The organism is Christiangramia flava JLT2011, from assembly GCF_001951155.1.
Taxonomy (GTDB): domain Bacteria; phylum Bacteroidota; class Bacteroidia; order Flavobacteriales; family Flavobacteriaceae; genus Christiangramia; species Christiangramia flava.
In genome coordinates, this window is sequence record NZ_CP016359.1 from 3469443 (window position 1) to 3481860 (window position 12418).

Annotated in this window: 12 protein-coding genes; 3 read left to right on the forward strand and 9 right to left on the reverse strand. The window is 42.1% G+C overall.

Going from position 1 to position 12418, the window contains the following annotated elements; genetic code table 11:
* Positions 1–501, forward strand: coding sequence for a hypothetical protein (locus GRFL_RS15455; protein ID WP_083645451.1), 501 nt, complete (start codon positions 1–3; stop codon positions 499–501).
* Here GRFL_RS15455 and GRFL_RS15460 read toward each other — a convergent pair.
* The 9 genes from GRFL_RS15460 to GRFL_RS15500 form a co-directional block, all read right to left on the reverse strand.
* A complete protein-coding gene (locus GRFL_RS15460) occupies positions 498–1154 on the reverse strand; it encodes an alpha/beta hydrolase (RefSeq protein ID WP_083645452.1) in 657 nt (218 codons plus the stop codon). The two genes, GRFL_RS15455 and GRFL_RS15460, sit on opposite strands and share 4 nt — an antisense overlap.
* On the reverse strand, positions 1151–1474 hold the full coding sequence (locus GRFL_RS15465; RefSeq protein ID WP_083645453.1) for a magnetosome magnetite crystal formation protein family: 324 nt from the start codon (positions 1472–1474) through the stop codon (positions 1151–1153). The genes GRFL_RS15460 and GRFL_RS15465 overlap by 4 nt, the downstream gene beginning before the upstream one ends.
* Before the next feature lies 1 nt (position 1475).
* Complete coding sequence (locus GRFL_RS15470; RefSeq protein ID WP_083645454.1) at positions 1476–2729, reverse strand: dihydroorotase; 1254 nt, start codon at positions 2727–2729, stop codon at positions 1476–1478.
* On the reverse strand, positions 2726–4630 hold the full coding sequence (locus tag GRFL_RS15475; RefSeq protein WP_083645455.1) for a BatA domain-containing protein: 1905 nt from the start codon (positions 4628–4630) through the stop codon (positions 2726–2728). Before GRFL_RS15475 ends, GRFL_RS15470 begins: the two co-directional genes overlap by 4 nt.
* A 45-nt stretch (positions 4631–4675) precedes the next feature.
* Entirely contained in the window at positions 4676–5878 is a 1203-nt protein-coding gene (locus GRFL_RS15480) for a sensor histidine kinase (protein ID WP_083645456.1), read from the reverse strand.
* A gap of 62 nt (positions 5879–5940) precedes the next feature.
* A complete protein-coding gene (locus tag GRFL_RS15485; RefSeq protein WP_083645457.1) occupies positions 5941–7158 on the reverse strand; it encodes a sensor histidine kinase in 1218 nt (405 codons plus the stop codon).
* A gap of 52 nt (positions 7159–7210) precedes the next feature.
* Positions 7211–7981 (reverse strand): TIGR02757 family protein, encoded by a 771-nt coding sequence (locus GRFL_RS15490; protein WP_083645458.1) that lies wholly within the window; start codon positions 7979–7981, stop codon positions 7211–7213.
* An 11-nt stretch (positions 7982–7992) separates the two neighbouring features.
* Complete coding sequence (locus GRFL_RS15495) at positions 7993–8655, reverse strand: ABC transporter ATP-binding protein (protein ID WP_083645459.1); 663 nt, start codon at positions 8653–8655, stop codon at positions 7993–7995.
* Positions 8656–8706: 51 nt separating this feature from the next.
* Positions 8707–11133: a DUF5916 domain-containing protein gene (locus GRFL_RS15500; protein ID WP_083645460.1), complete on the reverse strand. Its 2427-nt coding sequence runs from the start codon at positions 11131–11133 to the stop codon at positions 8707–8709.
* Between the two features lie 123 nt (positions 11134–11256).
* Between GRFL_RS15500 and msrA the strand changes: the two genes are divergently transcribed.
* Together msrA and folE are read left to right on the forward strand one after the other, a co-directional pair.
* Entirely contained in the window at positions 11257–11817 is a 561-nt protein-coding gene (gene msrA, locus GRFL_RS15505; protein WP_083645461.1) for a peptide-methionine (S)-S-oxide reductase MsrA, read from the forward strand.
* Positions 11817–12413 (forward strand): GTP cyclohydrolase I FolE, encoded by a 597-nt coding sequence (folE, locus tag GRFL_RS15510; protein WP_083645462.1) that lies wholly within the window; start codon positions 11817–11819, stop codon positions 12411–12413. Before msrA ends, folE begins: the two co-directional genes overlap by 1 nt.
* Positions 12414–12418 lie beyond the last annotated feature (5 nt).

The following is a 12418-nucleotide window of genomic DNA, read 5'->3' on the forward strand; positions in this document are numbered from 1 at the left end:
ATGCGCAACCGGATCCTGATGTACCTGTTTATCTTCAGTTTATTATTCAGCATTTTTATTTATGTGAATGATAAACGAATTCTCGATGACAAGCAGGAGAAAATAGCGGCTTTGGAAAACAGGCTGGAGCAACTAAAGGAACAGAACCGTGATCTGGAAGCTTCTGGCAATACAGCTGAACGCGATTTTCAGCTGGAGGGTAATGAAAGTGCTTTGACTTATTTCGATAAACTGGGGATCGATACAAAAGATCTAAGCCAGAGGATCGAAGATGAGATGATTAGCCAGAACAAAAGTGTGGAGGACAATCCACTGGTTCCGTATGATGGAATTAATGGGCCAATTCGCATCAATAAGGTTCATGTCTTGAACCACAAATGGGCTATTGCCGAATTTACAGATGGAAAATACTGGGGAGAAGTAATTTTCAGCTACACCGTAACTCCAGAGGGCGGCTATGAGTTCACTTCAGAAAAAAGTTTCCTGTATCCCAAAGATTAGATGCGTTTCTTCAACCAGGAATTGAATTCATGAAAATTCTGGGGTGCCACACCATGACCTACAGGAAATTCAGAATACTGTACCGGGATCTGTAATTTTTCAAGAAAGGGTTTGGTCTTTCTGGCCCAATCCACCGGAATCACCTGGTCTACGGAACCATGAGAACTGTAAATTTCCAGTTTTGAAAAATCATTATGCTGGTAGCCATCCTTCAGAATATCCTGATTAATGTACCCGCTTAGGGCCACCACATTTTTAATCATTTCCGGATAGGAGAGTGCGACGGCATAGCTGAGAATACTTCCCTGGCTAAAACCTAACAGGTTTATATTTTCAGCATCCAGGTTATAAGCTTCAATAGATTCCTGAACAAAATCCCTGATCAGGTCCCTGGATTGAATTGCCTGCTGGTCATCACTGAACTTTCCCTGGCTGTCATCAAAATAAATCGCATACCATGCATTTCCGTAAGGTTGCATTTGGTAAGGTGCTTTTGCCGAAATAATAAACAATTCATCCGGCAGTTGTTCCGCAAACGAAAACAGGTCGTTTTCATCACTTCCGTAGCCGTGAAACAGGAACAGGGCAGGAGCTTTTGGAGATTGTATTCTGGGTTTTCTTACGAGGTGTTCGAGAGAAAAATGTGTCATCATGAAATTGTGCTAAACCATTTTTGAAATAAAGGCCCTATAACAGGAATTGGTCTTTCTTCACCTTTAAGTGCGTGAACGATTCCAAAAAGCCATAAAACAAAGAAAAAAACATAAAAAGCAATGACAATAGAACCGCTGTCAAAAAAACCGAGTAAAGCTGCCAGAATGTAAAACAGGATGTGCACGCCAAAAGCCTGGCGAATATGGAAACTGCCTAAAGGATCCTTGCCGTCCAGGTTCATGAAATAGGCAATGATCGTTCCTACAATGGTAAGATAAGCTACGATCGCAACTGTTTTACCGCTAGTTTTTTCTTCCATTTTATTCGTTGATTTGGTAAGAATTCTCGGTAATGATACCAATCACTTTTCCTTTCAAAGTCTTATTTAGAAAAATACTGTTTTTTGAGGTAGAGTATATATGCTCCCTGCCAAATTTATATTCTTCACCGGGAACGAAAAGACTCAGGTCTGCCTTAACATTTTCCGCTATTGGTTCAGAAGGTATTCCAAACCTGTTTTTTCCGGCGGTTAACATTTCGATCACTTTTTCAGTTTCGAGAACAGTAGACAAAGCACCAAAAGCCGATTCCAGCCCAATTGTACCGAACATCGCATTATCAAATTCCACTTTTTTATGCTCCACATCTATTGGGTCGTGATCGCTGGTCACCATATCAATGCTTCCGTTTTTAACGGCTTCTACCAGCGCCTGGCGATCTTCAGAGGTGCGCAGTGGTGGTAAAACCTTGAAATTGGCATCAAATTCCTTCAGTTCCTGGTCATCCAGCAGCAGCTGATGTACGGCAACACTGCAACTAACATCAAGGCCTTTTTGTTTGGCTTCGCTGATCAATTCCGCAGCTTTTGCCGTAGAGATCGTAGGAATATGAAGCTTTCCGCCGGTATATTCGAGGATGTAGAGGTCCCTGGCAATTTGTAATTCTTCGGCAAGGTTTGGAATGCCTTTTAATCCTAATGAAGTAGAGGTGTGGTGTTCATTCACGATCCCATTGCCCGCGATTTTCTTCTCCAGTGGAAAACTTTGCACGAGGGCGTTGAAATTCTGGGCGTATTGCAGGGCGATCTTAAGCAAATTTGGATTGGAAACAGGCGATTTATAATCACCAAAACTTACTGCCCCGGCATCCTGCATGTCCAGTAACTCGGCAAGATCAATACCTTCACTCTTCAAACTTAGCGCTCCAACGGGGTATAATTTAACTGCATGTCCCGCGGCTTTGCTTTTTACTGAAAATATCCCGGAAGAATGATCAAGTACCGGAAAGCTGTTTGGGTTCAGGGCAACTGCCGTAAAACCTGATCTGGCCGCCGTATCAAGACCGTTTGAAATAGTTTCCCGATCTTCAAAACCAGGCTCCCCAAAACTCACACTGCTGTCAAACCAACCCTGTGAAACATGCAGATTTGGGATATCGATCTTTCGGTCATAGTCCGCCTCCAGGTCATTTCCAATTTTACTGATTTTTCCGTTTTCAATCAGGATATCTACCGTTTTTCCGTGGTGAGAGGAGGCTGGGTCTACAATTTTCGCTGATTTCAGTAGTAGTTTCATTTAAAGAATTTTATCAGGAGCATTTCTAGTGCTAAAAAGATCAGAGCAAAAATAACAAACCATTTCCAAAGCGAAGTGATCTCGCGGGCATCATTTGTAGTTTCCAGATAAGTTTGAACGGAATCAAAAAGCGTTACATTTTTAAACTGCGCGATATCCAGGTATTGCAAATCACTTTCCTTCCTGGAGTAGTTAAAACTCAGGGTGCTTATTTTTTGATCCTGAAGCGTAACTGAATAATTTCCAGCTTGAAGGTCGTTTTGCGTGAGTTGCAAATCGATACGTTTTCCAACATTCTGCTGAAGCGGGATCATATTGAAATCACCATTATCTAGGTGCGCCGCGGCATCTGTCTGATTTTGAAGCGGGATCGAAATGTTGTTTTTTTGGTTTAAGTTATAATACAGTTCAGCAGGTTTGAGGGATTGTAAACCAAACTGGTAAAAAATGGGGACGATGAGGGGAGAATTCTGAAAATTGGAATTTTTAAGATTCAGTGGCGCTGCAAATTCATACATATGGTTGGCAGACTGCCTTAAAAAACTGTTCCCGTTTTCGTATTCGAGTATCGCATTGTTTCCCGGAATCTTAAAGTTTTTCAGGGTTTTTGGGTATTCAAAGTTCTGAGTGCGGTTCTCAAAAACGCCTTCGAAAAGAGGATGGTCAAAATTGATCTTTGAAATCAGTTTTTCCGTGTTTTCTTCTTCGGAATAATTACCGCTAAAAAGAGACACGGAGTTCGTGCCTTCTGACGGAATAAAAACCAGCGACGCTCCTTCTTCTGAAAGTTTTCGAAGATTTGCCCACAAACTTTGAGAAATAAGATCGGCCTCATTCAGAATAACCAGATTTGCAGATGTAAGCGCATTAAAGTCGATTTGATCAGGCTGGAACGACTGAAAGGAAAATTCAGGTTCTGTATAGATCTTTCGAAGAAAAGTATCCTCAGCATTTCCGAGTGCCACGACTTGGATCTGCCGATTGGGTTTAAGGTCGAAAAAAAGCTGATTATCGTAGGTCAAACCATCATCTTCAATGCTCACAAAACCGTGTTCCAGTAATTCGTTGGTCAACCGAAAAGACACTTCAGCAAGGCTATCCTTAAATATTATGGCATTTCGACCCAGGAGTTGCTCACCGTCGAAAACAGCAACGCTGACAGGCTCCTGGGTCATGAAATTAGAATGGAGCAGGACTTTTAAGTTCACCTGTTGTGGATTGGTATTTTCAATAAATGCAGAATCTATCGAGATATTTTGAATGACCGTGTTTTCCGGTTTGATCAAATTTGTTTTGAAAGCCGTTGTTTCCAATTCTTCCGGATCACCCATATTTTTCTGAAGATCAGAGATCAACACGAAGTGCTGCTGATCTGCCGGGTGAGACTGGAAAAATTCCGAAGCTTTTAGCTGAAGATCCTTTAAATTATAAGTTCTGGATGTTAACGAAACGTCCTGCAAAGCCTCCTGAAGTTCAGCTGAACCTAAATCGTAGTAATCGTCCTGGTTCGTAAAAAAGGAAAAATCAGCAGAATTCCCGGCTCTTTTATAAAGCTGGTTAACCGCTAGTTGAAATGCGTTGTTTTTGCCTTGAATGTTTTGGTTGCTGAAAGAATTATCGAGATAAAACAGGGTGGAGACCGTTTCTTCGGCGGTTTCGCTGGCGGGTAGGTAGGGTTTTGCAAAAGCGAGGATGAGACAGGCAAAAAGCAGCATCCGGGTAATTAGTATCAATATCTTTTTGAGTCGGGAACTTTTCCGGGTTTCCTGGATGACCTTTTTCAGGAATTTGACGTTGGTAAATTCCTGTTTCTGAAAACGGCGGAGCCTAAAGAGGTGAACGATCAACGGAATTGCCAGTAAAATCAGGGCATACAATAATTCCGGATGTTCAAATTTCATGAAGATGATCTTTCTTCCAAAGATAGAAAATGAATTCAGAAAACCTTAGATCCTTTTTACGCTGAATTTAAAACTGCTGCCTTCGCCGGGTTTCGACTCCACGTGAATCTTTCCGCCCATGGATTCCACCAGTTTCTTTACGGTGGCCAGCCCGATCCCGCTTCCCATATTTCCGTCGCGATCAGCGGTTTCCAGCGTGGTGAAAAGATTAAAAATATCGTCCAGTTTTTCTTTAGCAATGCCTTTACCATTGTCTTTAACCTCAAAGAAATAGTGTGTTTCATTTTTACTAAACGCAATATCGACCTTCCTGGAGTCTTTGTCGTTGTACTTCAGCGCATTCCCGATCAGGTTCATAAATATCTGCGTTAGTGCGGCCTTGTTCACGTTGTTCAGCATGATATCATCAGGATAGGTGATGTGAATATCATCTGCCACCTGGTACAGATCTACAATGCCTTTGAGCATTTTGTGCAGGTCTACATTGGTGTAGTCTTTCTGAAGCACATGGTCACTTCGGTAAAAACTCAAAATCCCGTCTATATAATTCCGAAGAGAATACGAAGATTCGACCAGGAATTGCAGGTACTGCGAGGTTTCTTCATCAAATTTCCCTTTATTTTCATCCTTCAGCAGCTCACTTAAGGAAATTATATTGGCTAAAGGTGATTTGAGATCGTGCGACACCAGGCTGGCAAATCGTTCGAGTTCCTGGTATTTTTCTTTTAGTTTGACCTGAACTTCGTAAAGCTTTTTCTTCTGTTTCCGAAATTCGAAGAGATTCAGGGTTTGCTCGGCCAGTGCAAACAATGCCTTTTTCTGAATTTCATCCAGATCACGTTCTTTAGTGTCTAAAACGCAGAGTACGGCTATGGCATGTCCCTGGAAATTGTACAACGGAATGCCGGCGTAAAACGAATAATCCTGATCATAAACACCTTTGGAAGATTCAAAAAGCTGGGGATATTCCGATCTTTTCAGAATAACTATATCGGTGTCCTGATGAATGGCATAGTCACAAAAAGAATGTTTTCGCGAGGTCTCACAATGCTGAATGCCCAGTGCAGATTTGTTCCAGATTCGATCTTTATCTACCACGCTGATCTTAGCCACCGGTGTATCGCAAACTGTGGAAGCTAAAAAGGTAAGATTATCATAATCGCTGTCTGGGCCGGTATTCAAAATGGCATATTCCTTTAACGCCGCCCGACGCAATTTTTCATTGAATGGTACTATTTTATGTTGCATTGCCCCAAATACATGAGGCGGTAAGATATGTATTTAAAAACTGAATTTATTATAAAAATTTCCTAATGTACTGGTATAGGTCTCTTTATGGTGAATTTGAAAAGCGTTCCTTTACCTTCTTCGGAATCGAGACTAATACTGCCCTGCATACTTTCTACCAGTTTTTTTACAGTGGAAAGGCCAATGCCGTGACCTTTTCGTCCCTGCCGATCGGTATCTGCCACGATCGTGAACAGATTAAAAATACTTTCCTGTTTGTCTTTTGGAATTCCAATTCCGTTATCATGAATACTGAAGTGGAAGAATTCACGGCTCTCTGTACAATCTATATCAATAATGATCTTATCACTGGAATTGTATTTCAAACTGTTGCTGATCAGGTTCATAAATATTTGTCCCAGTGCGGCACTGTTCCCCTCGATGAGCAAATTACTGTCTGGCAGGTTGATCTCACAGTTGTCCTCGATCTGAAGCAGGTCAATAATATCCTCCAGCAGATCGTTCAAATGGAATTCCTCGTAATCTTCGTTGATATTTTTGCTGGAATAATGATCCAGAATTCCTGAAATATAGTCGCTCAACGTCAAACCGGATTGTTTGAGGTGATTTAAATACTCAAGACCATCTGAATCGAGACGATCACCATATTTGGCCTTCATAATATCAGCAGTGAGGATCATATTGGCCAAAGGCATTTTCAGGTCATGAGAAACCGTGCTGGCAAATTCCTGGAGAATACGGTTATTTTCGTTTAGATCATCTTTTAATTGCTCGAGGGCCCTGTTCTTGTTGTGGTATTCGTATAACAGTTCCACCTGTTTTCCTAAAGCCCTTAAGGCCGTTCGCTGAGCGTCTGTTAGCTGTTTTTGTTTATTATCCAGTACACATAAAGTACCCAGTGGAAGTCCATCAGTATCCAGAATTGGGACGCCGGCGTAAAATTTTATATTGGTTGCAGCATCTGTAACTAAAGGATTTTCAATAAAACGAAGGTCTTTCGTAGTATCGGTTACCTCCATTATTTCCTGGGGCTTGAGAATCGCATGACCGCAAAAGGAAGTTTCGCGCGGACTACCTTCCATGTTTGTCCCAACCTTTGATTTAAACCACTGTCTGTTTTCATCCAAAAGCGTTATCAATGCTATTGGAGAATCACAAATATGGCTGGCCAGTGCCGTAATACTATCATAAGATTCTTCTGGAAGCGAATCTAAAAGTTCCAGTTTTCGCACGGCAGTAAGCCTAATATCTTCATTATCAGGTTTTTTAGGAACAATCATGGGCTAGCAATTTCTTTGTTAAAGAAAACTAAATTTAATGATAATATTCAAATTAAAAGAGTTGTTTTTCGTTAGCGCCAATTCCGAAGAGCGCAAAATCATATTTCACCGGGTCTTGAGGGTCAAACTTTCGCAGCTTCTTATCTAATTCGGCCAGTGCCTTGGCATCATTCTGTTTCCGCTTAAGAATCTTCAGCTTTCTTGCAACATTTCCGGAATGTACATCCAGGGGACAGGATAAAAGGGCGGGAGAGAGGCTTTTCCATATTCCGAAATCCACGCCAGCCTGGTCATCGCGAACCATCCACCTCAGGAACATGTTGATTCTTTTTGCGGCGGAATTTTTTAAAGGATCACTTACATGCTTTTCCGTTCTTTTCTGATGCGGTAAACTGAAGAATATTTTTTTGAATTCATGAATGGCAGGCTGCAGGGTGGCGCCTTGTGCATGACTCTTAAAAACCGATTCTAAGCCATTGTTATTATGATATATATGCCTTAATGCCTGAACAAAATATTTAAGATCTTCTGAATTGAAGGTACGGTGCACAAAACCCTCGAAATTGTCCAGATCCTGGTCCTGGTAATTCATAATAAAATCAAACGGACTCTCATCCATCAGCCTCATCATTTTCGACGCATTTGTGAGGATGCTTTTACGATTTCCCCAGGCGATGGTAGCGGTCAAAAAACCTGCAATTTCAATGTCTTCTTTTTTGGTAAAACGGTGAGGAATCTGGATGGGATCATCCAGGATAAATTCTGGTTTATTGTATTGTTCTGCTTTATGATCGAGGAATTCTTTGATCTCGGCCTGTGTCAAAACTTTAATTTTTAATGAACAATTGCACCATCAACCATCGTCAGCTTACGGTCTGCCATATCTGCCAAATCCTCGTTATGCGTCACGATCACAAAGGTTTGATCGAATTCTTCTCGCAAGCGGAAAAACAATTTATGAAGGTTTTCTGCTGATTCGCTGTCGAGGTTCCCGGAAGGTTCGTCAGCAAAGATTACCGCAGGATTATTGATCAGGCTTCGCGCTACGGCAATACGCTGTTGCTCCCCGCCGCTGAGTTCACCGGGTTTATGAGAGGCACGGTTCTGTAAACCCAGGAATCCCAAAAGTTCCATAGCCCTTTTTTCAGCATCTTTTTTAGAAGTGTTGCTGATGAAAGCAGGGATACAGATATTTTCCAGTGCGGTAAACTCTGGTAAAAGCTGGTGAAACTGAAAAATAAAGCCAATATTCCGGTTGCGGAAACGGCTCAGTTCCTTGGAAGATAGACTGTAAATATCAGTTCCATTAATGGCCAGTTCGGTGCCATCATTTCGGCTGGGGCGGTCCAGTGTTCCCAGGATTTGCAGTAAAGTGGTCTTTCCTGCTCCGGAAGCACCAACTATCGAAACAATTTCTGATTTTTTTATGTGGAGATCCACGCTTTTCAATACATGCAGGTCTCCGTAATATTTATGAATGTTCTTTGCCAGGATCATTTTTGCGGTATGAGTTTCCGAAAATAGTTAAAAACGCGTGCATTGCCAAGATCAGCCGTTCAATAAGTTTCGAACCTGGTTGTAATCTATATAATAAACCACCCGCAGACTGATGTTGTGCCTGGCAGGGCGCTGGAACAAATTGTCCAGACTGTTGAAATAATCAAGCTCGCTTAACCGGTCCTGGTTGAAAATGGAATTACGGTACAGTAACACCGCTTCACTACCGGGCGCAAATTGCCAGCGATAACTGAAATCGAGGTTCCAGATGTTGAAATTGGTATTGGGGTCACTGGCAGGGTCGTAACCATTCGCAGCAACGAGTCCGTTTCGCTGCAGGTATCCGAACTGGTCTTCAGCAAAAGTTGCGGTAGACCAAAAATTCCTGAAACTTAAGTTGAGTCCCTGCTTGGAATTGAAGTTGTAATTGGCCTTAATGGAATTTTCAATGCTGTTTTGGTCGCGATTGCCGAAGATGATTTCAGGAACTTCAATGGCCACAAAACTTTGACGGTTGATTTGAGAAAAATATCCGAAACTATAAACCATATTAAACCGGTCATTGAAACGGAAACGCGGCGAGATCTTCAGGTCCAGGATCTGCCTTTCAGATTGGAAGTAATCTTCCAGGTAAAAACGTACATCATAAGCAAATTTCTTTCGGTAGTCTGAAGAAATCCAGGCGTTCACACCGCCACTTTTACCATATTCCACGAATCTCCCGTCAATTCTTGGCTCAAAATAATCACGGAACTTTCCATTGATTTCGAGGCTTCCGCCGAAAGCAAAACGCTCGCGTGTCATGGCAAAGAAGCTTCCACCGGAACCGGTAAACACGGCATCGTCTGGGCGGTAACGCCGAAGATGCTTTCCGTATAAACTGATGCGGTAATTATTGAAATTTCCCTGAGGTTCAAAGATCTGGTAGGAACTTTCCCAGTAAAAATTATTGTAATTATTGATCTGGCTGATACCCAGATCATTGATGTTATAGGTTTCATTAGCAAATTCGTGAGATACTCCATAGCGAATGTGCCCCTTGGTCCTGGAGACCTCCAGCTCTGATGCAAAACCAGTTAGGTCCTGGCCGGGCTGGATGATGTTACTCACAGTAGCCTGTCCCTGAAAATTGAAGGAATTTGCCTTGTTGTAGACATCAAATAAAAATCCGGTTGTATTCGCATCTCTGAAATTCCCATTTCGGGTAACATTGGTGTTAATCAGGGAAATGGAGGAATTTTTATTAAACCGCTGGTCCAGTACCAGGATGTTATAATTCGCAAATGGTTCCGTAATGCGGGTCCGGGTTTCCCCAGTAAGACTGTCGCGGTAGACCGCCTCGGTTTTATTGGTAATGGCATTGAAGAATCCAACACCCAACCCGCGATCGGTACGACCGGAAATTTTTAAGGCATTCAGAAGATCAGTCTTATCGGGGTTTTCAATGATTTCTTCATTTTCCAGCTTCTCCCGCTGGGCGTCGTTAAAACCAATAGGGGTATTCCCGATCCTACGGGAATAAAAAAGATTTCCTTTGGTGAATAGTTCAGTGCCTTCCGTAAAAAAAGCTCGGTTTTCACCAAATATCTGTTCAAACGGACCAAGATTGAGCTCCACGGCGTCATAAGCGGTCTGACCAAAATCTGGTACCAGCGTCATATCCAGGGTAAAAGACTCGTTGATGCCGTATTTTAGATCCATTCCGGCGCTAAAATTGAAATCTGTATTACCATCAAAATGATCCACATAAGCTGAAGTGTAAGGGTAGAGGCTAAGACGCACCGGGGGATCAATGTTAGAGAGACCGCTAAGCAAACCGTTATACTGCGTGAATTCACCGGTTGATTTATCGATGTAGTTCCAAACGTAAGTTTTATTTAGATGGGTGATCTCCCGGGCCATCTGCATACCCCATTCCTGTACCTCTTTCTTCGGAAACCTTAAAGCAGCATAAGGAATTCTGATCTCCACATACCAGCCGTTTGTATCCTGAGTGATCTGCGATTCCCACACCACATTATAGGCGTAATCTTCGTTCTCACCGGTCATCCTGGCATCAGCCTGTGTTCCGGCAGCGGTCACGATAAAACGGGTTTGATTCTCGCCATCGTCATAAGTATTCAGGTCGATCAGGAAAAACTCAGCCTGATTGATATTGTCTCGCTGGGTGAACTGCTTCATGACTTTTCCCGGATCTTTTTCAAAAAGAGCAGCTGCTATATAAACAGCTTCATTATCGTATGCGAGTTGAATTTCAGTACGGTGATCCGGAGGAGCAGCATCGCCATCACCCGGTTCCACCATTACAAAATTGGAGGTTATTGGAACAGCTTTCCAGATTTCATCGTTCAAAAGCCCATCAATTTTTGGCGGCTTGGTAATCTTTTGAATGGTATAATTCCTTCTGTCCTTATTTTGAGAAAATGTGAGAAAAGATGAAAAAATAAGGAGAATTAGCAGGTAATTTTTGGAGATCATTAATTGATAGATGAATTTTATGCAAATGTATCATTGAGTTATGTATTGCGCAACCAAAAGCCTAAATTCACGTTAAAGAAAATATTTCTGTCTAACATTATATTACTTTTGTTAAACAATTTTATGGAAGAAAATTTCAAATCCCGAAAATTAGAAACCGCTACACTCGCAGGAGGCTGCTTTTGGTGTACAGAAGCCGTTTTTCAAAGACTTGATGGCGTAGAGAAAGTAACTTCCGGTTTTTCGGGAGGAACGATTAAAAATCCGGCATATCGCGAGATCATCACTGGCCGTACTGGTCATGCCGAGGCTATACAGATCAGTTTTGACCCCGATATCATTAGTTTCAACGAATTGCTTCTCATATTTTTTGCTACGCACGATCCAACTACTTTGAACAGGCAGCAAAACGATGTGGGCACGCAATACCGCAGTGCCATTTTTTATCATTCCGAAGAACAGGAAATGCAGGCGCGCGAAATCATCGATAAATTGGAGGCGGAAAAGGTGTTTAAAGATCTGATAGTGACTGAAGTAACCGAATTTTCTGCATTTTATAAAGCGGAAGAAGAACACCAGGATTTTTATAATCAGCACCGGCAGCAACCTTACTGCCAGTTTATAATAGACCCGAAAATTACCAAATTGAACAAACTTTTTTCAGATAAACTCAAAAAGAACTAATGTCTTATTCCTATTTTGAACAATATGACGATGAACGCACTGATAAGCTCCGTGAAAGTTTCAGTGAGATCATTCAAAATGTAGGCGAGAATCCAGATCGGGAGGGAGTGCTTAAAACACCCGAACGCGCCGCCAAAGCCATGCAGTTTCTCACGCAGGGTTATACCATGGATGCCGAAAAGATCCTTCAAAAAGCCATTTTTCATGAGAAATATGATGAAATGGTGGTCGTAAAAGACATCGAGCTGTATTCCCTTTGTGAACACCATATGCTGCCATTCTTTGGAAAAGCCCATATCGCTTATATTCCGAACGGAAAGATCGTAGGTTTAAGCAAATTACCCAGAGTGGTAGATGTTTTCGCTCGAAGGCTTCAGGTTCAGGAACGCTTAACGCATGACATCCTGGAATGCCTGAATAAAACACTTCAGCCGCAGGGCGTTGCCGTGGTCATCGAAGCCGTACATATGTGTATGATGATGCGTGGCGTGCAGAAGCAAAACAGTGCGACAACAACTTCCGGTTTCCGCGGACAATTTGAGAAGCAGGAAACACGAAACGAATTTCTGAAGCTTATCAGTTCTGATCTGCGCTAGAATCT

Coding starts and splice junctions, on each gene's coding strand:
- GRFL_RS15455 (WP_083645451.1), top strand. CDS start 1: ATGCGCAACCGGATCCTGATGTACCTGTTTATCTTCAGTTTATTATTC.
- GRFL_RS15460 (WP_083645452.1), bottom strand. CDS start 1,154: ATGATGACACATTTTTCTCTCGAACACCTCGTAAGAAAACCCAGAATA.
- GRFL_RS15465 (WP_083645453.1), bottom strand. CDS start 1,474: ATGGAAGAAAAAACTAGCGGTAAAACAGTTGCGATCGTAGCTTATCTT.
- GRFL_RS15470 (WP_083645454.1), bottom strand. CDS start 2,729: ATGAAACTACTACTGAAATCAGCGAAAATTGTAGACCCAGCCTCCTCT.
- GRFL_RS15475 (WP_083645455.1), bottom strand. CDS start 4,630: ATGAAATTTGAACATCCGGAATTATTGTATGCCCTGATTTTACTGGCA.
- GRFL_RS15480 (WP_083645456.1), bottom strand. CDS start 5,878: ATGCAACATAAAATAGTACCATTCAATGAAAAATTGCGTCGGGCGGCG.
- GRFL_RS15485 (WP_083645457.1), bottom strand. CDS start 7,158: ATGATTGTTCCTAAAAAACCTGATAATGAAGATATTAGGCTTACTGCC.
- GRFL_RS15495 (WP_083645459.1), bottom strand. CDS start 8,655: ATGATCCTGGCAAAGAACATTCATAAATATTACGGAGACCTGCATGTA.
- GRFL_RS15500 (WP_083645460.1), bottom strand. CDS start 11,133: ATGATCTCCAAAAATTACCTGCTAATTCTCCTTATTTTTTCATCTTTT.
- msrA (WP_083645461.1), top strand. CDS start 11,257: ATGGAAGAAAATTTCAAATCCCGAAAATTAGAAACCGCTACACTCGCA.
- folE (WP_083645462.1), top strand. CDS start 11,817: ATGTCTTATTCCTATTTTGAACAATATGACGATGAACGCACTGATAAG.